The 25,265-nt window shown below is 65.8% G+C and carries 21 protein-coding genes; 15 read left to right on the top strand and 6 right to left on the bottom strand.

The features are described from left to right. Position 1: 1 nt before the first annotated feature. The 3 genes from H0A72_RS20430 (at position 2) to phoU (ending at position 1,868) form a co-directional block, all read left to right on the top strand. Complete coding sequence (locus H0A72_RS20430) at positions 2 to 361, top strand: Spx/MgsR family RNA polymerase-binding regulatory protein (protein WP_180158362.1); 360 nt, start codon at positions 2 to 4, stop codon at positions 359 to 361. Positions 362 to 374: 13 nt separating this feature from the next. Further along, complete coding sequence (gene rpiA / locus H0A72_RS20435; RefSeq protein WP_180158363.1) at positions 375 to 1,058, top strand: ribose-5-phosphate isomerase RpiA; 684 nt, start codon at positions 375 to 377, stop codon at positions 1,056 to 1,058. 78 nt (positions 1,059 to 1,136) lie between these two features. Beyond that, positions 1,137 to 1,868: a phosphate signaling complex protein PhoU gene (gene phoU, locus H0A72_RS20440; protein ID WP_180158364.1), complete on the top strand. Its 732-nt coding sequence runs from the start codon at positions 1,137 to 1,139 to the stop codon at positions 1,866 to 1,868. A 63-nt stretch (positions 1,869 to 1,931) separates the two neighbouring features. On the opposite strand, the gene H0A72_RS20445 is transcribed toward phoU, so the two are convergent. Together H0A72_RS20445 and argA are read right to left on the bottom strand one after the other, a co-directional pair. After that, positions 1,932 to 2,204: an oxidative damage protection protein gene (locus H0A72_RS20445; RefSeq protein ID WP_180158365.1), complete on the bottom strand. Its 273-nt coding sequence runs from the start codon at positions 2,202 to 2,204 to the stop codon at positions 1,932 to 1,934. Between the two features lie 50 nt (positions 2,205 to 2,254). Next, complete coding sequence (gene argA / locus H0A72_RS20450; RefSeq protein WP_180158366.1) at positions 2,255 to 3,607, bottom strand: amino-acid N-acetyltransferase; 1,353 nt, start codon at positions 3,605 to 3,607, stop codon at positions 2,255 to 2,257. Between the two features lie 181 nt (positions 3,608 to 3,788). Here argA and hrpA point away from each other — a divergent pair, with 181 nt between their 5' ends. Genes hrpA through H0A72_RS20495 form a run of 9 tightly spaced genes read left to right on the top strand, consistent with a single transcriptional unit; the run spans position 3,789 to position 17,769 of the window. Beyond that, entirely contained in the window at positions 3,789 to 7,550 is a 3,762-nt protein-coding gene (gene hrpA, locus H0A72_RS20455) for an ATP-dependent RNA helicase HrpA (RefSeq protein WP_425530501.1), read from the top strand. Between the two features lie 60 nt (positions 7,551 to 7,610). Continuing rightward, complete coding sequence (gene dnaE, locus H0A72_RS20460) at positions 7,611 to 11,102, top strand: DNA polymerase III subunit alpha (RefSeq protein ID WP_180158368.1); 3,492 nt, start codon at positions 7,611 to 7,613, stop codon at positions 11,100 to 11,102. Then, the gene (locus H0A72_RS20465; RefSeq protein WP_180158369.1) at positions 11,099 to 12,199 is read left to right on the top strand and encodes a glycosyltransferase family 4 protein; all 1,101 of its coding nucleotides are present in this window, start codon (positions 11,099 to 11,101) and stop codon (positions 12,197 to 12,199) included. Before dnaE ends, H0A72_RS20465 begins: the two co-directional genes overlap by 4 nt. Continuing rightward, positions 12,196 to 13,053, top strand: coding sequence for a polysaccharide deacetylase family protein (locus tag H0A72_RS20470; RefSeq protein ID WP_180158370.1), 858 nt, complete (start codon positions 12,196 to 12,198; stop codon positions 13,051 to 13,053). The genes H0A72_RS20465 and H0A72_RS20470 overlap by 4 nt, the downstream gene beginning before the upstream one ends. Beyond that, positions 13,050 to 13,793 carry a glycosyltransferase family 2 protein gene (locus H0A72_RS20475; RefSeq protein WP_180158371.1) on the top strand — a complete coding sequence of 248 codons (744 nt, stop codon included), beginning with the start codon at positions 13,050 to 13,052 and terminating at the stop codon, positions 13,791 to 13,793. Before H0A72_RS20470 ends, H0A72_RS20475 begins: the two co-directional genes overlap by 4 nt. Before the next feature lie 42 nt (positions 13,794 to 13,835). Next, positions 13,836 to 15,011, top strand: coding sequence for a glycosyltransferase family 4 protein (locus H0A72_RS20480; protein ID WP_180158372.1), 1,176 nt, complete (start codon positions 13,836 to 13,838; stop codon positions 15,009 to 15,011). Beyond that, a complete protein-coding gene (locus tag H0A72_RS20485; RefSeq protein ID WP_180158373.1) occupies positions 14,992 to 15,705 on the top strand; it encodes a polysaccharide deacetylase family protein in 714 nt (237 codons plus the stop codon). Before H0A72_RS20480 ends, H0A72_RS20485 begins: the two co-directional genes overlap by 20 nt. A 4-nt stretch (positions 15,706 to 15,709) precedes the next feature. After that, positions 15,710 to 16,861: a glycosyltransferase family 4 protein gene (locus H0A72_RS20490; RefSeq protein ID WP_246437047.1), complete on the top strand. Its 1,152-nt coding sequence runs from the start codon at positions 15,710 to 15,712 to the stop codon at positions 16,859 to 16,861. Between the two features lie 5 nt (positions 16,862 to 16,866). Beyond that, positions 16,867 to 17,769 (top strand): DNA-3-methyladenine glycosylase family protein, encoded by a 903-nt coding sequence (locus H0A72_RS20495; protein ID WP_180158374.1) that lies wholly within the window; start codon positions 16,867 to 16,869, stop codon positions 17,767 to 17,769. Between the two features lie 46 nt (positions 17,770 to 17,815). Here H0A72_RS20495 and H0A72_RS20500 read toward each other — a convergent pair whose 3' ends face one another. The 3 genes from H0A72_RS20500 to H0A72_RS20510 are packed head-to-tail and all read right to left on the bottom strand — an operon-like array spanning position 17,816 to position 19,831. After that, positions 17,816 to 18,070 carry a YkgJ family cysteine cluster protein gene (locus H0A72_RS20500; protein WP_180158375.1) on the bottom strand — a complete coding sequence of 85 codons (255 nt, stop codon included), beginning with the start codon at positions 18,068 to 18,070 and terminating at the stop codon, positions 17,816 to 17,818. A 3-nt stretch (positions 18,071 to 18,073) separates the two neighbouring features. Continuing rightward, the gene (locus tag H0A72_RS20505) at positions 18,074 to 18,841 is read right to left on the bottom strand and encodes a YdcF family protein (RefSeq protein WP_180158376.1); all 768 of its coding nucleotides are present in this window, start codon (positions 18,839 to 18,841) and stop codon (positions 18,074 to 18,076) included. Between the two features lie 18 nt (positions 18,842 to 18,859). Continuing rightward, entirely contained in the window at positions 18,860 to 19,831 is a 972-nt protein-coding gene (locus tag H0A72_RS20510) for a glycosyltransferase family 9 protein (RefSeq protein WP_180158377.1), read from the bottom strand. Positions 19,832 to 19,933: 102 nt separating this feature from the next. Here H0A72_RS20510 and msbA point away from each other — a divergent pair, with 102 nt between their 5' ends. The 3 genes from msbA to H0A72_RS20525 all read left to right on the top strand — a co-directional run bounded on the left by msbA (position 19,934) and on the right by H0A72_RS20525 (position 23,521). After that, a complete protein-coding gene (gene msbA / locus H0A72_RS20515; protein WP_180158378.1) occupies positions 19,934 to 21,709 on the top strand; it encodes a lipid A export permease/ATP-binding protein MsbA in 1,776 nt (591 codons plus the stop codon). Between the two features lie 54 nt (positions 21,710 to 21,763). Beyond that, positions 21,764 to 22,225 carry a hypothetical protein gene (locus H0A72_RS20520; RefSeq protein WP_180158379.1) on the top strand — a complete coding sequence of 154 codons (462 nt, stop codon included), beginning with the start codon at positions 21,764 to 21,766 and terminating at the stop codon, positions 22,223 to 22,225. A 234-nt stretch (positions 22,226 to 22,459) separates the two neighbouring features. Next, positions 22,460 to 23,521, top strand: coding sequence for a linear amide C-N hydrolase (locus tag H0A72_RS20525; RefSeq protein WP_180158380.1), 1,062 nt, complete (start codon positions 22,460 to 22,462; stop codon positions 23,519 to 23,521). A 28-nt stretch (positions 23,522 to 23,549) separates the two neighbouring features. Here H0A72_RS20525 and rng read toward each other — a convergent pair whose 3' ends face one another. Continuing rightward, positions 23,550 to 25,013, bottom strand: coding sequence for a ribonuclease G (rng, locus tag H0A72_RS20530; RefSeq protein WP_180158381.1), 1,464 nt, complete (start codon positions 25,011 to 25,013; stop codon positions 23,550 to 23,552). Positions 25,014 to 25,265: the final 252 nt, after the last annotated feature.

Below are 25,265 nucleotides of genomic sequence, written 5' to 3' on the forward strand. Positions count from 1 at the left end.
CATGCAAACCCTGCGGCTTTATGGCTTGAAGAAGTGCAGCACCTGCGTCAAGGCCATGGATTGGCTGGAGCACAACGGCGTTCCGTTCACGTTCACCGATTACCGCGACCACCCCGTGCCGCCGGACAGCCTGCGGGCCTGGGCCGATGCGCTGGGCGGCTGGGAAAAACTCGTCAATCGCGCCTCCATGACCTGGCGCAATCTGCCGGACGTCCGCAAGTCGCCGGCCACGCCCGAACAGTGGCTGGACCTGATCGCGGAATTCCCCGCGCTGGTCCGGCGGCCGGTCGCCGTCGATGCCGAGGGCGGCGTGGGCGTCGGCTTTTCCGAAAAGAGATTCGGCGAGCGCTTCGCCAAATAGAAGGATCCCACTCATGCTCACCCAGACAGAACTCAAGCGGAACGCCGCCGCCGCGGCCATCGAATTCGTGCTGCCGCAACTGACGCCGTCCACCGTGCTCGGCGTCGGTACCGGCTCGACCGTCGACCTGTTCATCGACGCCCTGGCGCCGCACAAGCATCGTTTCCGCGGCGCCGTATCCAGTTCCGAACGCAGCTCGGCGCGCATGGCGGCGCTGGGCATCCCGGTCTTCGACCTGAACGAAATCCCGTCCATGCCATGGTACGTGGACGGCGCCGACGAGGTCGATCACGAGCTGAACATGATCAAGGGCGGGGGCGGCGCCTTGACCCGCGAGAAGATCGTCGCCTCGGTGGCCGAGCGGTTCCTGTGCATCGTCGACGAGTCCAAGCTGGTGCGGGTGCTCGGCAAATTCCCGCTGCCGGTCGAGGTCATCCCGATGGCGCGCGAGGTCGTGGCGCGCCGCCTGGCCGCGCTGGGCGGCAAGCCGGCGCTGCGCGAGGGCTACGTCACCGACAATGGCTGCCAGATCCTCGACGTCTCGGGCCTCGCCATCGACGCGCCGGCGCGCTTCGAGGCCGAGCTCAACAATATTCCGGGCGTGGTGTGCTGCGGCCTGTTCGCCATCGCGGGGGCCGACGTGGTCTTGATGTCGACCCAGCAGGGCGTGCGACAACTGACGAAAAACCCGTCATGAATACGTAATATTTGGCTGATACACTCATGGGGTGATACGCTGTTTTTTCCCCATACCACGCTGTGATCGAAGGCTGACATGTCCGAGCATACCAACAAGCAATTTCATTCCGACCTGGAAACCACCCGTTCGCTTTTCCTGCAGATGGGCGGCCTGGTCGAGTCCATGGTCCGGGACGCGATGGAGGCGCTGGTATCCGGCGATCCCGACCTGATCGACCAGGTGCGCGAGCGCGAGAAGGAAGTCAATCGCCTGGAGGTCGAGATCGATGAGCGCATCGGGCTCCTGATCGCGCGCAACCAGCCGACGGCGGGCGATCTGCGCCTGCTGCTTTCGGTGTCCAAGATGCTGACCGACATGGAGCGCTCGGGCGACGAGGCCGAGAAAATCGCCAAGATCGCGCGCCGCCTGCATGAGTCCAACGGCTATGGGCATTACGAGCCGGTGGTCGAGCTGCGCCACATGGCAAGCTTCGTCACGGCCATGATCCGCGATTGCCTGGACGCCTTCGCGCGCATGGATCCCGTCCATGCCGCGAGGGTGGTGCGCAACGACAAGGAAGTCGACAAGGAATGGAAGGGGTCGTTGCGGCACATCATCACGTACATGATCGAGGACCCGCGCACGATTTCTCATTCGATCGACCTGATCTTCATTGCGCGGGCGCTGGAGCGCATCGGCGACCATGCGAAGAACATGTCGGAGCGCGTCATCTATATGGTGCGGGGGGACGACGTGCGCCACAGGGGCATCAAGAACACGGAGCGCTTGGCGCGGGGCGAGTCGCTCGAGGACGACGAGAACTCCTGACTCGCCGTCATGGAACGCGGGCCGCCGGACGACAAGCAACGGGCGCGGCGGCCAGCGAACCGATCACGCCGGCGGCGGCACGTAGCCTTGCGCCTCGACGTCCACGCCCTCGAACAGAAAGCTTTCCATCTGCTGCTGCAGATACTTCCGCGCCCGCGAATCCGCGAGATTCAGCCGATTCTCATTGACGAGGCGCGTTTGGGTGTCCATCCATTGCGCCCAGGCCTCTTTTGAAACATTTTTCCAGATCCGCACCCCCAGTTCACCGGGATACGGAGGAAAATCCAGCCCTTCCGCTTCGCGCTTGAGTTTCGCGCATTGGACCATGCGTGCCATGATGCTGCCACCTTCTTGAAAACGTTCACCAACCGGGTATTGTACCCGTCTTAGAGTTTCTTTATGAAAATCATGCTATTGCGCGAACGGTTGTAGTGCGCCTGGCGTTCCTTGGGCAGATCCGAGACCCCGCCCTGCACGAAGCCCCGCTTGATGAACCAGTGCGACGTCCGTGTCGTCAGGACGAACAGGCGCTTCGCCCCCATCGCGCGGGCGCGCAGTTCGGCGTGGCGCAGCAGCATCTCGCCCTCGCCGGCGCCCTGCCATTCCTGGTGCACCACCAGGCAGGCCATTTCCGCCATGCCGTCCTGCAGATAGGGCGTGACCGCCACGCAGCCGTAGATCACCCCGTCGTGTTCCAGCACCGTGAACTGCTCGACGTCGCGTTCGATGACGGCGCGGCCGCGCGGGACCAGGGTGCCGTCGGCCTCCAGCGGCTCGATCAGCTGCACGATGGCGCCGACGTCGTCGACCGTGGCGGGGCGCAAGTCGTCCAGCGTGTCTTCCACCACCATGGTGCCCACGCCGTCATGGGTGAAGATCTCGAGCAGTATGCTGCCGTCCAGCGTGTAGGGCACCAGATGGGCGCGCGCCACGCCGCGCTTGACGGCGCGCGAGGCGTGCATGAGAAAGGCCGCGGTGTCCTCGTCGAGCTTGCCGCCGGCCAGCAGCTTGTCGGCGTCTTCGCGGGCGAGCTCGGTGTCGACCGCGCCTTCCTCGTCGCGCACCATGCGGTCCTGCGTCAGGAAGATGAGCTTTTCGGCGCGCAGGGAAATGGCGGCGCTGGTGGCCAGGTCTTCCATCGCCAGGTTGAACGCCTCGCCGGTGGGAGAAAAGCCCAGCGGGGACAGCAGGGCGATGGCGCCCTGGTTGATGACGTTCTTGATGGCGTCGATGTCCATCTTGCGCACGGCGCCCGCGTGCTTGTAGTCGATGCCGTCGATGACGCCCACCGGCCGGGCGGTGACGAAATTGCCCGAGAACACGCGGATCTGCGCGTGCGACATGGGCGTATTGGGCAGGCCCTGGCTGAATGCGGCCTCGATGTCGAGGCGGATTTCGCCGGCGGCCTCCTTGGCGCATTCCAGCGCTTCCGGGCTGGTGGGCTCCATGCCGCGCCCGAACTGCGTCTGGAAGCCCTTGAGCTTGAGCTGTTCGTTGACCTGCGGGCGCGAGCCGTGCACCAGCACCAGCTTGACGCCCAGCGCGGACAGCAGGGAAAGGTCCTGGATCAGGGTGTTCAGGGCGCCGTCGCCCACCAGTTCGCCGCCAAAGGCGACGACGAAAGTCTTGCCGCGGAAGTCGTGCACATAGGGAGCCACTTCGCGAAACCATCGCACGAATTGAGCCGGAGCGAATTCGGGAGCGTCCTGGGCGGAGAGCGTGGTATTGGTCGTGGTCATATCGTGTGCAGCGTGTGAAAAGAGAGTTGGCCTGTGCAAAATTATAATAAGCCTCAGCCTACTCACTAGAAGTTTCATGCAAGAGCCTGTCATTTTGTCAGAAAACGAACACATCGATCCGCCCGGGCACCGCGGCAAATCCGGCCCCGACGTCCGCAAGGCGCCCGCCGAACCGCGGGCCTTGCGGGTTGCGCCGCCCATCGAGTATCCGGAAGACCTGCCCGTCAGCGCGCGCCGCGGCGACATCGCCGCCGCCATCCAGGCGCACCAGGTCGTCATCGTGAGCGGCGAAACGGGCTCGGGCAAGACCACGCAGCTGCCCAAGATCTGCCTGGAGCTGGGCCGGGGCCTGCGCAAGATGATCGGCCACACGCAGCCGCGCCGCCTGGCCGCGACGTCCGTGGCCAAGCGCATCGCGGACGAGCTGGGCACCGAACTGGGCGACTGGGTCGGGTATCAGATCCGCTTCAACGACCGCAGCGGCCCCAACGCGGCCATCAAGCTGATGACCGACGGCATCCTGCTGGCCGAGTCGCAGCGGGATCCGCTGCTGCGCCGCTACGATACGATCATCATCGACGAGGCGCACGAGCGCAGCCTCAATATCGATTTCCTGCTGGGCTATCTCCGGCAGCTGCTGCCCAGGCGGCCGGACCTGAAACTCATCATCACTTCCGCCACCATCGACGCGGAGCGCTTCTCGCGCCATTTCGAGCAGCGGGGCAAGCCGGCGCCAGTCATCGAAGTGTCCGGCCGCCTATACCCGGTCGAGGTGCTGTACCGGCCGGTGGTGCAAGAGGAAGCGAACGACGAGGCCCGGGACCGGCGCTCCGCCGTCGACGAGGAGCGCGACCTGATCGACGCGGTGGTGGACGGCGTGGCCGAGTGCGCCCGGCATGGGCCGGGCGACGTGCTGGTGTTCCTGCCCGGCGAGCGCGAAATACGCGAGACGGTCGAGGCCCTGCGCAAGCGGCATCCCCCGGGGACGGAGGTGCTGCCCCTGTATGCGCGGCTGTCGCAGGCCGAGCAGGAGCAGATCTTCCGGCCGCGCGGCAGCGGCCGCCGCGTGATCCTGGCCACCAACGTGGCGGAAACCTCGCTCACCGTGCCGGGCATACGCTATGTGGTCGACAGCGGCCTGGCGCGCGTCAAGCGGTATTCCTGGCGCAACAAGGTCGAGCAGCTGCGCATCGAACCCATCAGCCAGGCATCGGCCAACCAGAGGGCGGGGCGTTGCGGGCGCATCGGCCCGGGCGTGTGCATACGGCTGTACGACGCAGCCGACTTCCAGCGGCGCGCGCCGTTCACCGATCCTGAAATCCTGCGGTCGTCGCTGGCCTCGGTGATTCTGCGCATGAAAGCGCTCAAGCTGGACGATATCGAGACCTTCCCCTTCGTCGACCGGCCGTCGGGCCGCGCCATCGCCGACGGCTACCACCTGCTGCAGGAGCTGGGCGCGATCGATGAAGACAACCGTCTGACCGAGACCGGGCGCGCGCTGGCGCGGCTGCCCATCGATCCGCGCCTGGCGCGCATGATACTCGCGGCGCGCGAGCAGCAATGCCTGGCGGAAATGCTCATCATCACCTCCGCGCTCTCGGTCCAGGATCCGCGCGACCGGCCCATGAACGAGCGCGATGCCTCGGAGGCGGCGCATGCCAAGTTCGGCGACGACCGGTCCGAATTCCTGTCCTTCATCAAGCTTTGGCGCTGGTATGCCGAGCAGGTCGAACACAAGGCGTCGCAGCGCAAGCTGGTCGCGCTGCTGCGGCAGAATTTTCTGTCGCCGCTCAGGTTGCGCGAATGGCGCGACGTCCACAGCCAGCTGGCCTCGCTCGTGGGCGAGCAGGGCTGGCGCGTCAATACGCTGGAGGCCGGCTACGAGCAGACGCACATGGCGCTGCTGTCCGGCCTGCTGGGCAACATCGGGTCCAAGAGCGAAGAGGCCGGCGGCTATCAGGGCGCGCGCGACATCCGCTTCCAGATCCACCCGGGTTCGCGCCTGGTGAAAAAGGCGGGCCGCTGGATCGTGGCCGCCGAACTGGTCGAGACGACGCGCCTGTACGCGCGCTGCGTCGCGCGCATCGACCCCCGATGGCTGGAGAAGGCGGGCGCGCATCTCATCCGGCGCGCCTGGTCGGACCCGCGCTGGGACAAGAAGGCCGGCCAGGTCGTGGCCAACGAACGCGCAACGCTCTACGGCCTGCAGATCTACTCGGGCCGCCGCGTGCACTACGGCAAGATCGACCCGGTCCACGCGCGCGAGATCTTCATCCGCCAGGCGCTGGTCGCCGGCGACATCGATACGGGCCTGCCTTTCCTGCGGCACAATCGCCAGCTGGCCGCCTCGATCGAGAAGCTCGAACACCAGACACGGCGCCCCGACATCCTGGTCGACGACGAGCTGATCTACGCCTTCTACGACAAGCAGCTGCCCGAAGACGTCCACCAGACCGCCACGCTGGAAAAATGGCACAAGGGGCTGAGCAAGGAACAGGCCCAGGCCCTGCTGCTGACGCGGGACGCGCTGATGCGCCACGACGCGGCGGGCGTCACGACCGACGTCTTCCCCAAGAAGCTCGAATGGAACGGCGTCCAGATGGCGGTCGATTATCACTTCGAGCCGGGCTCGGTGCGCGACGGCCTGACCCTGACCGTGCCCCTGTTCGCCCTGAACCAGATAGATCCGCAGCGATGCGAATGGCTGGTGCCGGGCATGCTCAAGGAAAAAGTGCACCTGCTGCTGAAGTCGCTGCCCCAGAAGCTGCGGCGGCATTGCGTGCCCCTGCCCGACTACGCCGCGGGCTTCGTCGACCGCTGGTTCGAGCGCGCCGCCGATCCGGACCTGGGCCTGCTGGAAGCCATCGGCGCCGACATGTGGGAACAGGTCAAGGTCCGGCCCCAGCGCAGCGACTTCAAGGTCGAGACCCTGCCCGCCCATTTGTTCATGAACTTCAAGGTCGTGGACGAGCACGGCCGCATGCTGTCGGGCGGGCGCAACCTCGACCAGCTCAAGGCCGAGCACGGCAGGCAGGCGCAGGCGTCCTTCCAGCAATTCGCGGCGCGCGACGAGCAAGTGGCCCAGGCCCTGGCGCACGAGCACCTGACGGAATGGAGCTTCGGCCCTTTGCCCGAGATCATGGAGATCAAGCGCAAGGGCCGGTCCTTCATCGGCTATCCCGCGCTGATCGACCGCGAAACCCATTGCGACCTCGACGTCTTCGACGATCCGGCCGAGGCGCGCCGGCAGCATCACGCGGGCCTGCTGCGGCTGTTCCGGCTGGCCTTGCGCGAGCAGGTGAAATTCCTGGAGAAAAACCTCAACGACCTCACGCGCATCAGCATGCTGTACATCAGCCTGGGCACGCAGGAGGAGCTGCGCGGGCAGATCATCGACTGCGCGCTCGACCAGGCTTGCCTGGCGGAACCCTGGCCGACGGACCGCGAGGCGTTCGAGCTGCGGCGCAATGAAGGCAAGGCCCGCCTGGGCTTGCTGGCGCAGGAAATCGCGCGCCTGGCGGGCGCCGTCCTGACGGAATGGTCCGCGCTGCAGAAGAAGCTGCCGCAGGCCAAGCCGCATGCCGCGGCCTACGCCGATCTGCAGAAGCAGCAGTCCGCCCTGGTGGGGAAATGGTTTCTGCGCGACACGCCCTATCGGCAGCTGGCGCATTTCCCGCGTTACCTGAAGGCGGCGCAGGTCCGCATCGACAAGCTGCGCGCCGACCCCGCGCGGGACGCCCGCCTGATGGCGGACATGGCGCCGCTCGTCACGCAATACCAGCGGGCCGTGTCGGCGCTGAAAGGCGCGCGGGACGCGCAGCTGGAAGAGTTCCGCTGGCTGCTCGAAGAGCTGCGCGTGGCCCTGTTCGCGCAGGAGCTCCGCACGCCGATGCCGGTGTCCGTCAAGCGCCTGGAGAAGGCCTGGTCGGCGATGCAGCGCTGAGCGGTATTTCAGGGGCGGGTCCCGCATGGAATCCGCCCTCCGGATGAGTACAATCCCACCATGACTGAAGCGAACTCCACTCCTCTTTTCGTGCATTTGCGCGTCCACTCCGAATTCTCGGTGGTGGACGGCATCGCCCGCATTCCCGAACTCGTCAAGGCGGCGGCGGAATACGGGCAGCCGGCCATTGCGCTGACCGACCTGTCCAATCTGTTCGGGCTGATCAAGTTCTACAAGGCGGCGCGCGGCAAAGGCGTCAAGCCCATCGCGGGCTGCGACATCTGGCTGGAAAACGAGCTCGATCGCGACAAACCCGGCCGCCTCCTGCTGCTGGCCCGCAACCGGGACGGCTACCTCGCCCTGTGCGAACTGCTCACGCGCGCCTGGCTCGAGAACCAGTATCGCGGCCGGGCCGAAATCAAGCGCCAGTGGCTCCAGGACCGGCCGGGCCTCATCCTGCTTTCGGGCGGGCGGGGCGGCGACGTCGGCCAGCTGCTCGAAGCCGGCAAAGCCGCCGAAGCGCGCGTGGCCGCGGCCGCCTGGGCGCGTGCCTTTCCCGGCAGCTACTACATCGAATTGCAGCGCGGCGGCCACGACGGCGATGAAACCTACGTCCAGGCCGCCATGCGGCTGGCGGGCGAGCTCGACCTCCCGGTGGTGGCGACGCATCCCGTCCAGTTCCTGCGGCGGTCGGACTTCCGGGCCCATGAAGCGCGCGTCTGCATCGCCGAGGGCGAGCAGCTGGGCAACGCCAAGCGCGTGCGCCGCTTCACCGAAGAGCAGTATCTGCTCGACTCCAGGGAAATGGCCGAGCGCTTCGCCGACGTGCCCTCGGCCCTGGCCAATTCGGTGGAGATCGCCAAGCGCTGCAACCTCACTCTGGAACTCGGGCGCCCGCGCCTGCCGGACTTCCCCACGCCCGACGGCGTATCCCTGGACGACTACCTGGTGCAGCTGGCCGAAGAAGGCCTGGCCGTGCGCATGGCCCAGCTCTACCCCGACGAGGCGGAGCGGCGGGAAAAGCTCCCGCAATACCGGGAGCGCCTGCAATGGGAATGCAAGACCATCATCAACATGGGCTTTCCGGGCTACTTCCTGATCGTGGCCGACTTCATCAACTGGGGCAAGAACAACGGCGTGCCGGTGGGGCCCGGGCGGGGCTCCGGCGCCGGGTCGCTGGTGGCCTATTCGCTGGGCATCACCGACCTCGACCCCATCCGCTACGACTTGCTGTTCGAACGCTTCCTGAATCCCGAACGGGTGTCCATGCCCGACTTCGACATCGATTTCTGCCAGGACAACCGGGAACGCGTGATCGACTACGTCAAGCAGAAATACGGCAAGGAGGCGGTCAGCCAGATCGCCACCTTCGGTACGCTCGGCGCCAAGGCCGTGGTGCGGGACGTCGGCCGGGTGCTCGAAATGCCCTACATGCTGTGCGACGGCCTGTCCAAGCTGATCCCGTTCAATCCCGCCGACCCCTGGACGCTGGAGCGCGCGCTGGACCAGGAGCCCGCCTTCAAGGAACGCTATGAGCAGGACGAAGAGGTCAAGGCGCTGGTGGACCTGGCCCGTCCGCTGGAAGGGCTCACGCGCAACATCGGCATGCATGCGGGCGGGGTGCTGATCGCGCCGGGCAAGCTGACCGATTTCTGCCCGCTCTATTGCCAGCCCGGCACCGACAGCAACGCCGTGTCGCAGTTCGACAAGGACGACGTCGAGGCGGCCGGCCTGGTCAAGTTCGACTTCCTGGGGCTGCGCAACCTGACCATCCTGGACTGGGCCGTGCGCTACGTGCGCGAGTACAACGAGTCCAAGCGCGATTTCGACGTCATGGCGCTGCCGCTGGACGACGAAAAAGCCTACCGCCTGCTCAGCGAGGGGAACACCACGGCGGTCTTCCAGCTGGAATCGCGCGGCATGAAGGAGTTGCTGAAGAGCCTGCAGCCCAACACCTTCGAGGACGTCATCGCCATGCTGGCGCTGTATCGCCCCGGCCCGCTCGAATCCGGCATGGTGGTCGACTTCGTCAACCGCAAGCACGGGCGCGCCGAGGTCGATTACTTCCACCCCGACCTGGAGCCGGTGCTGCGCAGCACCTACGGCGTGATCGTGTACCAGGAACAGGTGATGCTGATTTCCCAGATCATCGGCGGCTACACCCTGGGCGGCGCCGACATGCTGCGGCGGGCCATGGGCAAGAAGAAGCCCGAGGAAATGGCCAAGCACCGCGCCATTTTCGAGAAGGGCGCGGTCGAAAAAGGCTATGACGGCGATCTGGCCGTCAAGCTGTTCGACCTGATGGAAAAGTTCGCCGGCTATGGCTTCAACAAAAGCCACTCGGCCGCCTACGCCCTGATCGCCTACCAGACCGCCTGGCTGAAGGCTTACCATCCGGCCGAGTTCCTGGCGGCCACCATGCTGTCGGACATGGACGACACCGACAAGGTGCAGGTCTTCTGGAAGGACGCCGTCGACAACGGCGTGAAGGTGCTGCCGCCCGACATCAACCTGTCGGCCTATCGCTTCGAGCCGGTGCGCGACGAACACAGCGCCCAGGGCCTGCCGCCGCGCACCATCCGCTACGGGCTGGGCGCCGTCAAGGGGGCGGGGCGCGGCGCCATCGAGGAAATCGAACGCGCGCGCCGGGAAGGCGGGCCTTTTGCCAGCCTGTTCGACTTCTGCCGCCGCGTCGACCGCCATACCGTCAACCGGCGCAGCATCGAGGCCCTGATCCGGGCCGGCGCCTTCGACGCCATCGAGGAAAACCGGGCGGCGCTGCTCGCCACGCTGGGCAACGCCATCGAGGCGGCCGAGCAGGCCGAGCGCAGCGCCAACCAGGTGTCGCTGTTCGCCGACGACGCGAACGACATCGTGGAAGGCGAACTCGCCAAGGTGGAGCCCTGGGATCTGCAAACCCGGCTGCGCGAAGAAAAGTCGGCGCTGGGCTTTTATTTCAGCGGCCACCTTTTCGATGCCTGGCGCGACGAGGTCCGCCGTTTTGCGCCCAAGCCCCTGGCCAGGCTGGAACCGGCGCGCGGCCTGCAGTGGTTCGCGGGCGTGCTGTCGTCCGTGCGGCCCAAGATGACGCGCCGGGGCAAGATGCTCTACGCCCTGCTGGACGACGGCTCCGCGCAAGTCGAAGTGGCCATCTTCAACGAGCTGTACGAACAGCACAAGAACCGGCTCAAGGAAGACCGCCTGGTCATCATCCACGGCAAGGTCAGCAACGACGAATACTCCGGCGGCCTGCGCGTGTCGGCGGACGCGGTCTACGACCTGCAGCTTGCGCGCGAGGCCCGGGCGCAGCGCCTGCGCATCACCTTGAACGGCAACGCCGACGCCATCCGCCTGCGGCAGCTGCTCAATCCCTTCCGCGCCGAACCCGAGAACGGCGTGCCCGGCGTGCCGGTCGAAATCCGCCTCATGCGCGACGACTTCCTCTGCACCGTGCGTCTGGGCGAGGAATGGCGCGTGCGCATGGCCGACGCCATGTTCGAGCAATTGGCCGGCTGGGCCGAGCCCGACAGCGTGGAGATCCACTATTCATGACAGCCCTGCGCATCCTGCATTCCGAGGCCGCCACCAGCTTCGGCGGGCAAGAGCAGTACATTTACCGGATGATGATGACGATGCGCGAGCGCGGCCACCACCTGGAGGCCGTCTGCCAGCCGCACGCCTTGCTGACCCAGCGCCTGCGCGACGAAGGCTTCACCGTCCACACCCTGCTGATGGACGGGCCCGTCAATTTCGTGAAGGGCGTGGCCCGCATCCGCCGCATTCTGCGCGAGGGCCGTTTCGACGTGCTCAATTCGCACAGCCGGCGCGACACCATACTGGCCGGCTGCGCCGGCCGCCTCGCCGGCACGCCGCTCATCGTGCGGACGCGGCACCTGGCCAACAAGGTCGGGTCGCTGCTGTCGTACACCATCATCCCGCATCGGGTGACCACCGCCAGCGAGTTCGTCCGCGCCCACCTCATCGAAAAAGGCGTGCCGCCCGGCCACGTCGCCACGGTCTATCCCGCGGTCGAGCTGCAGCCCGCGCCGCCGGTCTCGACCCTCCGGCCGGAACTGCGCCTGGCGCCCAACGACATCGTCGTGGGCTGCGTCGCGGTGATGCGCGCGCAAAAAGGCCACAAGGACCTGATCGACGCCATGGAGCCCTTGATACGGGAGCGGCCCAATGTGCACCTGGTGTTCGTGGGGGGCGGCTCGCCCGTGTTCGAAGAGGTGCAGGCCTACGTCGCCGAAAAGAACCTGGGCAAGCGGGTGCATCTGCTGGGCGCGCGCCGCGACGTCCCCAATTTGCTGGCCGGCTTCGACATATTCGCGCTGGCCACCCGCAAAGAGGCTTCCGGCACGGTGTTCGTCGAGGCCGGCGCCGCCGGCCTGCCGGTGGTGGGAACGCGGGTCGACGGCGTTCCCGAGATGATGAAGGAAGGCGTCAGCGGCTTGCTGGTGCCGCTCGACGACCGCGAAGCGATGACCCAGGCCTTGCGCCGCCTCATCGAGGACCCGGACTTGCGCCGCAAAATGGGCGAGGAGGGCGTGAAGTACTGCCGCGACGGCGGCAAGTTCACCGCGCAGGCCATGGCGGATCGCATAGAATCGTGCTACCTGCGATGGCTTGCGGAGCGAAAAAAATGAAATCGACATCCACCGTGCCCGTTCTGATGTACCACCATGTCTCGCCCGTGGACGGCATGATCAACGTCAGCCCGCTGAACTTCGAGCAGCAGCTGCTCTGGCTCAAGAGCCGGGGCTACCGCAGCTTGAATACGGCGCAGTTCGCCGAACACCTGGGCGGCAAGCCGGCGCCCGCCAAGTCGGTGCTGATCACTTTCGACGACGGCTACCTGGACAACTGGGTCTATGCCTATCCGCTGCTCAAGAAGCACGGCTTCAACGCCGTGGTCTTTCTCGTCACGTCATGGGTCAACGACGGCCTGGTGCGCCGCCACCTGGGGCAGGGCGAGCTGCCCGAGACGCCGCATCACCGCGATTGCGAAGACCGCATCGAACAGGGCCGCAGCGACGAGGTCATTCTGCGCTGGGACGAGATCCGCGCCATGCGGGCCGACGGAACCTTCGAATTCCACAGCCACACGCACACCCACACCCGCTGGGACCTGATCCAGCCCGCCGACAAGAACCAGCGCATGGCCGAAGAGCTGCAGGCCTCGCGGGCGGCCCTGCAGGAACACCTGGGCGGCGTGTCCGAACACTTCTGCTGGCCCCAAGGGTATTACGACGACGACTACATCCGCATCGCCCGGGACGCGGGCTTCCGCTACCTGTACACCACCAAGGCGTTCGGGCGGAACCGGCCGGGCTCCGATCCCGCCCACATCTACCGCTTCGCCGTGCGCAACACCACCGGTCGCTCGGTGGGCCGGCGCATCATCGTGGCGGCCCATCCGGTGATCGGCCCGCTGTTCAACAAATGGAAGATCTGGAAGCGGGGCTTGCGGTCCGCCTACGCCGAGCAGAAGGCATCATGAGCCTTTCGGTCATCATCATCACGAAGAACGAAGAGGCGCACATCGGCGCATGCATCGACACCCTGGCATTCGCCGATGAAATCATCGTGCTGGATTCGGGCAGCACGGACGCCACCTGCGACATCGCCGCCGCCAAGGGCGCGCGCGTCGCGCGCAGCGCGGACTGGCCCGGCTTCGGCCCGCAGAAGAACCGCGCCCTGGACCTGGCCACCTGCGACTGGGTGCTGTCCATCGACGCCGACGAGCGGGTCACGCCCGAGCTGGCGGAGGCCATGCGCAAAGAGCTTGCCGCGCCCCGGGCCGAAGCCTACAAGATCGCCCGGCTGTCGCGCTTCGGCGACCGCTGGATACGCCACAGCGGCTGGTGGCCCGATCACGTGCTGCGGCTGTTCCGTCGCGGCACGGCCAGGTTCAAGGACGTCCCCGTCCATGAAAGCGTGATCCCCCAAGGCCGGGTGGCGGTCCTGGACGGCCATTTTCTGCATTACCCCTATGCCAGCCTCGAGCACTTCATCGCCAAGATCAATCTTTACTCGTCCGAGGCGGCGCGGATGATGCACGCCCGTGGCAAGAAAACCACGGCGCTGGGCGCGGCCGGCCACGCCTTCTGGACCTTCGTCCGCATCTACCTGCTGCGGCGCGGCTTCCTGGACGGCAAGGAAGGGTTTATTTTGGCGGCGATGGCGGCCGCCGGCAGCTTTTTCCGTTACACTAAGTTGCTTTATCTGAATAAAAGCTGAACGGGCCGGCTCTAGGCAGCCGCCGGCCGGCGGTTTGCCTGAATGAAAATCCTGATCACCGATATCCACCATGGGAACGGCGGCGGCCACGCCACCTACATCATGAGCCTGCTGCGAGGCCTGCCCGGGCATTACGATATCACCGTGGCCGCGCCGGCGTCGGGGCGCCTGTTCCGCTATGCCAGCCATGCCGGCCGGGGCAGGGTGATGCCGGCCCTGTATTCCAGCAGAATCGCCTCGCTGGCTCAGGAGGTCGTCCGCCTGCGCGCCTTCCTGGTCCGGGAACGCTACGACCTGGTGCACGTCAACGCCTCGGCCGATCACAGGCACGTGATGCTGGCCAGCATGGGCTTGCGGCGGCCGCCCAAGATCGTCTGGACCAAGCACAACCTCAAGCCGGTCGCCAGCGTGGGGCACCGCCTCAGGGCGAACCTGGGGACGGACGCCGTCATCGCCGTCAGCGACTACGTCAAGCGCATGCTGGAGGATTCGGTGTATGGCGCCCGGCCCATCCACGTGGTGCGCCACGGCATAGACGTGGCCGCCTTCCGCCCCGTGGACCCCGACGAAAAGCGCCGGCTGCGCCGGCTGCTGCTGGGCGACATCCCGGACGATACCCTGGTCCTGGGCAGCACGGCGGGCACCGACCTGGAAAAAGGCTGGCTGGACCTGGCCGCGGCGGTGGCCGGGCTCAGCCCCCTGGAGCAGTCCCGGATCGTGGTGGTGGTGGCGGGGGACCCGCCCCCGGCCCATTTGCTGCGCCGGCTGGCCGACACCGGCATCCGGGCGCGGGTGCATTTCACGGGCCTGGTGGACGACATCCGCGGCGTGCTGGGCGCGAGCGACATCGGCTTCGTGCTGTCCTACAGCGAGTCGCTTTCCTATGCCTGCCGCGAGTCGCTGGCCTGCGGCCTGCCCACCCTCATCACCGACGTCGGCGGCCTGCCCGAAAACCTGTCCCACGGCCGCGAAGGCTGGATCGTGCCGGTGCGGAACGTTCCCGCCATCCAGGCGGTGCTGCGCGACGTGCTGTCCAACCCTCAGCGGGTGCTGCCCATGGGCCTGGCCGCCAGGCGCCACAGCGAAAGAGACTTCTGTCCGCACGCCTTCATCGAGCGGACCATCGCCGTCTATGAAAGCGTCCGGTCCGCGCCGTCCGCAGCGGCTCTATATAATAAGGCGCATGATCCCTATACTCATGTACCACCAAGTCGGTGAGCCTCCCCCGCGGGGGTCTCCGTATCGCAGCCTGGTCGTACACCCGTCCGACTTCCGGCGGCAAATGACCTGGCTGCGGCGCCTGGGCTATCGCGGCCTTTCCATGCGGGACCTGATCCCCTACCTGACGGGGCAGCGGCGCGGCAAGGTGGTGGGCATCACCTTCGACGACGGCTATCGCAACGTCTACCGGCATGCCTTGCCGGTGCTGCGGGACCAGGACTTCACGGCCACGAACTACTTCGTCGCCCGGCAGTTCGGCGGCGGCAATGTCTGGGACTACGAAAAGGGCGTCGCGCACGCCGATCTCATGTCCGTCGACGAGGCGCGCGGCTGGGTGGCGGCGGGCATGGAGGCCGGCTCCCACACCCTGGACCATCCCTTCCTGCCCAAGATGTCGCCCGAAATCGCCGACTATCAAATTCGCCAGTCCAAGATGGAACTGGAGGACGCGCTCGATACGCCCGTGACCGCCTTTTGCTACCCTTACGGCGGCGAAACGGCGGAAATCCGGGCCATGGTGCGCGCGGCCGGCTACACGAACGCCACCACCACCAGCGGCGGGCTGGCGCGGCCCAGCGACGACATGTTCGGCCTGCCGCGCGTCACGGTCGCCCGGTCCACCAATATCTTGCGCTTTCTGCAGAAGTGCATGACCCGCCTCGAGGAAAAGCGGCGCGTTTCCGCCGCATAGCCGCATGTCCACGCCCAGACTGAAGATCGCCTTCGTCGTTGATCGTTTCGGCAACCGGTACGGCGGAGCCGAGGCTTACGGCGTCGCCTTGATGCGCGAGCTCGCCGCCCGGCACGACGTCACCGTGCTCGCGCGCGAGTACGATTCCGCCTGCGAGCTCAAGCTGCCTTTCATTCCCCTGCGCAGCCGGCGCGGATGGCCCAGCTGGATACGGGTGCTGTCCTTCGCCGTCCGCGCGCGGCGCGCCACGCGCGGCGGCTTCGATATCGTGCATTCGCACATGAACGGCTGGTGCGGCGACATCGAAGTGGTGCACGTGACGCCCGTGCGCTATAACTGGCGGGTGCGCCCCTTGCCGGCGATCAAGCGCTGGCTGTCCCGCGTCAGCGTGCGCGTGGGGACTTATCTGGCGCTCGAGGCGCGGCGCGTCGCCGAGCGTCCGGGCCATCGGACGGTCGCCGTTTCCGGCCTGATCGCCGAGCAGCTGCGGCAGGCCTATGGCGCCGGCCGCTCCTTTCCCGTGATTCCGCCCGGCGTGGCGCGGCCGCAGGGCGACATGGTGGCGCGGCGCCTGGAAACCCGCGGCGCGCTGGGCTTCTCGGACGACGACGTGGTGTGCCTGCTGGTGGCCCGGAACCCCATGCGCAAGGGCCTGCCCACGGTGCTCGACGCGCTGGCCGGCCTGCCCGGGCGCTACAAGCTGGTGGTGGTGGGCGGCAACGCCGCGGCCCGCGACCACGTCCTCAAGTCCGCCACGGGCGCCGCGCTCGCCGAGCGCATCCGGCTCATCGGCGAAACCGCCGACGTGGCGCCGTATTACGCCGCGGCGGACGTCTACGTGCATCCCACCCTGAACGACAGCTTCGGCATGGCGCCGCTGGAAGCCATGTCCTTCGGCCTGCCCGTGGTGCTCAGCCCGCCGCCTTGGTGCGGTTTCGCCCAATACGTGAAGGACGGCGAAGACGCGCTGGTGCTGGATCACCCCGAAAACGCCGGGCAGTTGGCGCAGTACGTGCAGCGCCTCAGCACCGACGAAGCGCTGCGCAAGAGGCTGGCGGAAGGGGCGGACCGCATCGTCGACCAGCACAGCTGGCCGGCCGTCGCCGCGCGCTACGAAGACCTCTATCGGCAGGTCATCGCCGAAAGGCGGGGGTGAAAGGCATGGCCGGCGTGCTTGCCTGCGCGGTCCCGCTGCCCGCCGGGTACCGGCCCGGCGACATCCTGGCGTTCCACAGGCGCGACGCCCAGGCGCTCTCCGAGCGGGCGGACGAGGCCGGTTTCAGCAAAGCCATGCTGTGGGGCGGAAAGCCCGCCTGTTTGTCCATCCGGTTCACCGCCGCCGGTGCGCGGGTCCGGCTCGCGCTGGACGGGCGCGCGCCGGCGGGAAGCCGCGTCCGGCTGGAAAGCATGGCCAGGCGGATGCTGGGGCTGACGCAAGGCGTGGAAGCATTCGAACAGGCTTATCGGGAACACCCCGTCATCGGCGCCTTGCTCGCCAGGCAGGCCGGCTTGCGGGTCCCCGTCGCCGCCACGCCCTTCGAGGCGCTCACCTGGGCGATCACCGGGCAGCAGGTCAGCGTGGCCGCCGCCGTCTCCATCCGGCGCCGATTCATCGGCTCGATCGGCAAGCCGCACAGCAGCGGGCTGGTATGCTACCCGGATCCGGAGCAGATCGCCGCCTTGTCGCCCGAAGCATTGCGGGAGGCGGGGTTCTCCACCGCGAAGGCGGCCACGTTGTCGGCGCTTTCCCGCCTGGTGGCGGACGGCGGACTGCCGCTGGACGATTGGCTGGACGCCCCGCCGATCACCGAGATCCGCGACAGGCTGCTGGGCATACGGGGCATCGGCCCATGGACGGCGGACTACACCTTGCTGCGCGGTTTCGGCTGGATGGACGGTTCTTTGCACGGGGACGTGGCGGTCAGGCGCGCGCTCCAGCTGCTGACGGCCGCGCCCGACAAGATAGGCGAGAAAGCGGCCCAGCAGTGGCTGTCCGCCTTTTCCCCCTGGCGGGCCCTGGTCGCGGCGCATCTCTGGGCGTCGCTGTCGAACACGGCGTATTAGGGCCGGTGACACCCGCCTTTCAGCATTGGCAGGCTCCAAGGGGAGATCAAGGCGCGGTAAGATCCTCCAGCCGCGTCAGCCAAACCATGGCCTCGCCGCGGTCCCGCCCGCACATCTCGAGCGACGGCCGCAACCCGCCGCAAACCGCGGGCCGCTCCGGCCGCCCGAAGATCCGGCATCGCCCGTCGTCATCCAGCTGCACGCAGCGGACCCCGGCCGGCTTGCCGCCCGGCATCCCGGGAATCGGGCTACTGATGGAAGGGGCGATGCAACACGCCCCGCAACCCGGTCGGCATTCCATCCCTCAGATCCAGCCGCGTATCCAATACACCAGCAGCCCCACGTACTCCTTCACGATCGACCGGCTGGCCGCCAAAGCCCGCAAGTCCGGCTGCCAGAACGAAAAACGCGGATCGCTGTTCGGAACCGTGATCTGGGGCCTGGACGGCGCCGCGATCGTCGTGATTCCCTGCTTGTTGAATACCGCCACCGCGCGCGGCATGTGCAAAGCGGAGGTGACGAGAAGAATCCGGTTGATGTTGCGCCGTTTCAGCTCCGCGGCGGTGTAAAGCCCGTTTTCATGCGTGGTGTAGCTGCGGGTTTCCAGGGCCATGGCCTCGGCGGGTATGCCTTGCTGCTTGAGGGCGTTGGCCATGATCTGCGCCTCGCTCACACTGCCGTCCAGCGCCGCCCCCGAAAGAATGATCAGCGGCGCCCGCCCGGCCCGGTACAGCAGCGCCGCGGTGTCCACCCTGGGTATGGCGCGCGCGCTGTCGTAGGGTTCGAACCAGTTGTGCCGGCTGTTCGCGGTGTTCCCGCCCAGCACGACGATGGCGTCCGCCGTGGGCAGCGTGCCGGCGGCCCGGTAGGGATACAGCTGCTCCAGGCGCCCGCCGGCCCATAGCGACGAGGCCGGCAGCGACCAGAACAGCGCCCAGCCCAGGCCCGCCGCCGCACAGAAAAATGCGAGTTTCCGCCGCTTGGCCATGAAAAGAACGGCTGCGATGAGCAGCAGTACGATGCATAGATTCAATGGGACGACGAGATTGGTCAGGAAACTCGAAAAATTCATGCGCCAGCGGTAATGTTCCTAAGATCCGGGTTGCGAAGACAAGAGCGACAAAGCCAGCTGCTCCGTTTGTTCCAGGCTGGGCCATTCATGCGCGGAACCCAGGCAGACGGCGGTTTCCGACCAGGGGCCGGTGCGTTCGCGCTGCGTGACACCGAACAGAGTCAGTTGCCGGGCCCCCGCGGCCGCCGCGAGATGGGAGACGCCGGAGTCGTTGCACACCACCAACGAAGCCAGTTGGGTGAGTGTAGCAAACGCGCCCAGTTTCACGGAAGGCAGGCAGGTCGCGTGGGGCGCGTTGCGCATGGCTTCGTCGGTTTCCGCGGGCGGCGGGCACATCACCACGGTGTGGCCGTGGCGCTGCAGCCGCCGCGTCAGCGCGTCGAAATGCGGCCATACCTTGACCTTCCCCTGGTGCAGGCCGGTGGCGGTGGGCGCGATCAGCACGAATTTCCCGGCCTGCAGCCCTGCCTGTTCCATGGCTTCGCGCCCCTCGGCCTTGTGCCGTTCCGCCAGGCGCAAGCCCAGTTCCCGGCGGGCCGGCAGTGGCTGGGCATGCAGGCCCCAGCGCCGCAGCGCCTGGGCGCAGACATGATGCCAGGATTCGACCGCATGCAGGTTGGCGGCCGGCTTGTTGACCGGCCAGCGCAGGATCAGGCTGCGGCCGTCGTCGCGGTAGCCGGCGCTGGGAACGCCGGCGAACTTGAACACCATCGCGCTGGAAAGCGAGTCGGGCAGCAGCAGGCCGCGCGGGTGGGCGTGCTGCATCTTCTTCCTGTAGGTATGGACCGCCGCCCGGTCTTCGCGCCATCTGCCCTTCATTTCGATGAAGCCGGCAAGCCGGTAGGCGGCCAGCAGGTCCCGGGCCCAGGGGCGGGCGCAGACCACCACGGGCAGCTGAGTGTGGAGCAGGGCATGCAGGCTGGGCAGGCTCATGCATACATCGCCTATCCAGTTGGGAAGACGTACGTAGATTGCGGAAATTGACGACATGGAAGAAAGGCCGGCGGCGGTATGATGGCTGTTTCGAGCGTGCTTTCCTCATGGGAACGTTAAAATGCCCGATCCGATAGTATATAAGCGAGTTTATTGCTGATGCCTTCCAACGAAGCCGCGCCTTCCCGTTCCGACCCAGTAAAGCTGGAATTGTGGCGGCGGATATACAGCCGGCTGGGGCCGTATTGGAAAGCGGTCGTACTGGCCGTGCTCCTGGTCAGCGTCGCAGCGGCCACTCAGCCCACGCTGGCGGTCATCATGAAGCCGCTGCTCGACGACGGCTTCTCGGGCGCCAAGCCGTCCTACATATGGTCCATACCGCTGGCGGTGGTGGGCCTGATGTTCCTGCGGGGCGTCTGCAGCTATGCCAGCTCGTACCTGCTGGCCTGGGTGGCCAACAACATGCTGCTCGGTCTGCGCAAGGAAATGTTCGACAGGCTGCTGGGGCTGTCCGACGAAGACTTCAAGCGGGGCGACTCCGGCCGCCTGCTCAACCGCTTCACCATCGATGCGGGCACCGTCACCGGCCTGGCCACCGAAGTCATCACGGTCGTCGTGCGCGAATCGCTGGTGGTGGTCGCCTTGCTGTGCGTGCTGCTGTACATGTCCTGGCAGCTGACGCTCATCGTGCTCGTCATGCTGCCGGTCTCGACCTTCATCGCCCGCATATTCATCAAGCGGCTGCGGCGCATCAACCGCGAAACCATAGGCATGAACGCCGAACTCACGCGCGTGGTGCGCGAAGGCATAGACGGCCAGCGCGTCATCAAGCTGTTCGACGGCTATCAGCGGGAATCCGGCCGCTTCGAATATGTCAACGGGCGCCTCAGGCGCTTTGCCATGCGGGCCGCCAGCGCCGACGCCGCCATGTCGCCGCTGTCGCAGTTCTCCATCGCCCTGTCGGTGGCCGCCGTGATCGCGGTGGCCCTGTACCAGGCCAATACGCAGGGCCTGACCGTGGGCAGCTTCGCCGCGTTCATGGCGGCGCTGGGCCAGATCTTCGATCCCATGAAACGGCTGACGAACATCGCCGGCGCCATGCAGCGCATGCTGATCTCGGCGGAAAGCGTCTTCACGCTCATCGACCAGGAACCCGAGAACGACAGCGGGTCGGGGGCGCTGGCCCTGCCGGTCAAGGGGCGGGTGGAATTCCGCAACATCGAGCACCGCTTTCCCGGCGCGTCGTCCAATACGTTGTCCAATGTCTCTTTCGTGGCCGAGCCGGGCCAGACCATCGCGCTGGTGGGGCGGTCGGGCAGCGGCAAGACCACCCTGGTCAACATGCTGCCCCGCTTCATCGAGCCTTCTTCGGGCGAGGTGCTGATCGACGGCCAGAACATCAGGGAACTCAAGCTCAGGGGGCTGCGCGAGCACTTGTCCCTGGTCAGCCAGGACGTGGTGCTGTTCGACGGCACCATCGCCGACAACGTCGGCTATGGCGCCCTGCACGAGGCCGGCCGGGACGAAATCCGCCATGCGCTCGAGGCCGCCAACCTGCTGGCCTTCGTCGACGGCCTGCCCCAGGGCATGGACACGCCGGTGGGCGAGAATGCCAGCCAGCTTTCGGGCGGGCAGCGCCAGCGCCTTGCCATCGCGCGCGCGCTCATCAAGAACGCGCCCATCCTCATTCTGGACGAGGCGACTTCGGCGTTGGACAATGAGTCCGAACGGCAAGTGCAGGATTCCCTGGAGCGCTTGATGGTGGGAAGAACGACCCTGGTCATTGCGCACCGGCTGTCCACCGTCCAGAAAGCGGACCGCATCGTGGTGCTGGATGCCGGCCGCATTGTCGAGCAAGGCCGGCATGAAGATCTGCTGGCGCAAGGGGGGCTGTATGCCTCGCTTTATCAGATGCAGTTTCGGGATCAAGATTAATCAAGCGTTCCGGCATGCCCAGCGGCATGCCGCCGCGCAGAGCAAGGAATGAAAATGAAGAAGACGGCGATGGTGTTGACGCTGGCGCTGCTGGCCGGGTGCGCGGCCCAACAGCAAGGGTTGCGAGAGACCGACCTGCGGAACCCCGAACTGATGCGTGGCGAAAAGCTGATCGGCATGAACTTCCCCAAGCTCCAGGGCGCGCTGTTCAAGCATCAGGCCGCCTGCGGGGAAGCCCTCGCGTTCAAGGTGGATCCCGGCCAGACCAGCTACGCGACCATCATCTACAACCCCGCCGGCACGGACACCCTGGAACACGCGGTCATGCTGGATCTTGTCCAGCACAAGGCCAACTTCCTGCACGATGAACGCGTGAAGGCCACCATATACACCTATTACTGGAATGCAGACGTCGAAGACAGCGTAGATCACGTCCTGCGCATTTTCTCGCACCCGGAGCTCTGCAAAGGGGATCCCACGCCGGCACCGGAGCCCAAGGAGCAGTCCGCCCGATGAGCCACGGCACCCGAAGCCCATCAGCGCAAATTCGAGAAAGTGCGGACGCCGGTCACGTAAGTACCGGGCGGTATGGCGCCAATCGGCGGCAAGCGCGCCGAACGCACGGCTTTCCGTTGTGTTGGCATACATGATGTCGCCTGACAGCACGTAGCGGTCGTAGCGTCCCCATATATTCAAGAAGACTCCGAACAGCTCGACACGGCTGTATAACATTTTTATTGGAATAGTTGCATGACCTTGGCGAAACCTGTTGCGACCTTCTGTGCCGCCGCGCTTTTGTATGCGGGCGCGCTCGCTCCTTCGGCAAACGCCTGCACACGCTTTGTCTACCATGGCGCCGGCGGCGAGACCATCACTGCTCGATCCATGGATTGGAAGACGGACGTCGGAACAAACCTCTGGGTGTTTCCACGAGGCATGCAGCGCTCCGGAGAGGCGGGACCGAATTCGGTGCTATGGACCTCGAAATATGGCAGCGTCATTGCCTCCGGATACGATATCTCTACCACCGACGGCATGAACGAGGCGGGTCTTGTCGCCAACGTGCTGTGGCTGGTCGAATCCACGTATCCCAGTTATGACGGCAAAACGCCGGGCCTGTCGATCGCGGCTTGGGCGCAATATGTACTCGATAACTTTGCCACTGTGCAAGATGCAGTCGACGCGCTGAAAAAGCAGCCTTTTACCTTGGTTACCGACAAAGTCCCGGGAGAAAATCGGCTGGCGACTTTGCACCTTTCGCTTTCAGACGCCTCGGGCGACAGTGCGATCATCGAGTATATCGACGGGAAGCAAGTCATCCATCACAGCCGCGCCTATCAGGTAATGACCAATTCGCCGGTCTTCGAAAAACAGCTTGCCATGGAGGAATACTGGAAGCAGATTGGCGGAACCGTCATGCTGCCAGGCACGAATCGCGCCTCCGACCGCTATGCGCGCGCCATGTTCTATGCGAATGCGATTCCGAAAAGCACGAACGAGCGCGAGTCGATCGCAAGCGTTTTTTCCGTGATCCGCAATGTCTCCGTTCCCTACGGCATCGCCACGCCTGAAGAGCCGAATATTTCCTCGACACGCTGGCGTACGGTCGCCGACCAGAAGCGCATGCGATACTTCTTTGAGTCCGCGCTGACACCGAACATTTTCTGGGTTGACCTGGCAAAGCTGGATTTCTCGGAAAACACCGGCAAGGTCATGAGGCTCGATCTTGGCCCCAACCAGGAGCGCATCTATTCCGGCGCGGCCAACGACCGGTTCAAGGAAGCCCAACCGTTCAAGTTCCTGGGGCTTTAAGCACCGTGGACCGCGCCTGGCCGGAAGCTCAGATCAGAACGATGTCGTATTGCTCCTGGTTGTACTGTGATTCCACTTCCAGGGATATGGGCTTGCCGATGAAGTCGCCCAGCATGGCCAAGTGGGGGCTTTCTTCTTCCAGGAACAGGTCCACGACGGCTTGGGAAGCCAGGATGCGGAACTCCTTGGGGTTGAATTGCCGCGACTCCCGCAGGATCTCGCGCAGGATCTCATAGCACAGCGTGCGGGGCGTGCGGACATTGCCGCGCGACTGGCAGGTGGGGCAGGGTTCGCACAATTGGTGGGCCAGCGAATCGCGCGTTCGCTTGCGTGTCATTTCCACCAGGCCCAGCTGGCTGAATCCGCTGACGGTCATGCGCGTGCGGTCCTTGCCCAGGGCCTTGTTCAATTCCGCCAGCACGGCGCTACGGTGCTCGGCATCGTCCATATCGATGAAGTCCAGGATGATGATGCCGCCCAGGTTGCGCAGGCGCAGCTGGCGGGCCAGCGCCACCGCCGCTTCCAGATTGGTCTTGAAGATGGTGTCGTCGAAATTGCGCCCGCCGACATATCCGCCCGTATTGACATCGACCGTGGTCAGGGCCTCGGTCTGATCTATGATCAAGTAGCCGCCCGACTTCAGGTCCACGCGGCGGGACAACGCCCGGGCGATTTCCTCATCCACATTTGCAGTGTCGAACAGGGGGCGCTCGCCGCTGTAGTGCTTGATGCGGTCCAGCACGGAAGGCGTATAGGTCTTCGCCCATTCCAGCAACTGCTGGGTGGTGCTTCTGGAATCGACGAAGATGGTTCCCGTATGCGGGCCGACCATGTCGCGCAGCACGCGCTGCGCGAGCGTCAGATCGGTGTATAGCACCGATGGGGTGGGCTGAGTCTTGACCTTGCCTTGTATGCTGTCCCATAGCGTGCGCAAATAGGATTGGTCCGCCTGCAGTTCTTCGTCGGTCGCGCCTTCGGCCTGCGTGCGGACGATGAAACCTCCCTTGTCTTCTTCGCCGCGAAAGCGCAGCACGCGTTCCTTCAGCGAAATCCGGTCTTCTTCCGATTCGATTTTTTGCGAGATGCCGACGTGGGGATCGTAGGGCAGGTACACCAGCATGCGGCCGGCGATGCTGATCTGCGTGGACAGCCTGGCGCCCTTGGTGCCCAAGGGGTCTTTAATGACTTGCACGATCAGGGACTGCCCTTCGAACAGCAGTTTCTCGATGGGCGTGACGGCGTTGCCGCTGCTGCGCTCGGACCGGTTCTGGCGCAGGTCGGCGACATGGATGAAGGCCGCGCGTTCCAGGCCGATGTCGACGAAGGCGCTTTGCATGCCGGGCAGCACCCGCACGACCTTCCCCAGGTACAGATTGCCGACGTGGCCGCGCTGGATGCTGCGTTCTATGTGCAGCTCCTGCACGGCGCCCTGTTCGACGAGCGCGACCCGGGTTTCGAAGGGGGTGACGTTGATGAGTATGTCTTCGGTCATGTGTGGTTTCGGCTGGAAAAGAAGGGGTGGCGCCGTGAAAGGTCGCCGCCCGGCGCGCTACAAAGATAAATCAAAATGGGAAAGCCGTCATCCTGCAGGCTGGCGAGGCCCTTCCTGCGCGGGTGGGGCGTGCCCGCGCCGCCGCGGCAAACGCATGGAAATCAAGGGCTTGCCGGGCCTGGTGCTTTTTTTCGTCGTGGCTGGGGCACACGGACTTGCACGCGGTGAAGAATTGATGCTATAGTTCCGTTC

This window comes from Parapusillimonas granuli, assembly GCF_013416525.1.
GTDB lineage: Bacteria > Pseudomonadota > Gammaproteobacteria > Burkholderiales > Burkholderiaceae_B > Parapusillimonas > Parapusillimonas granuli.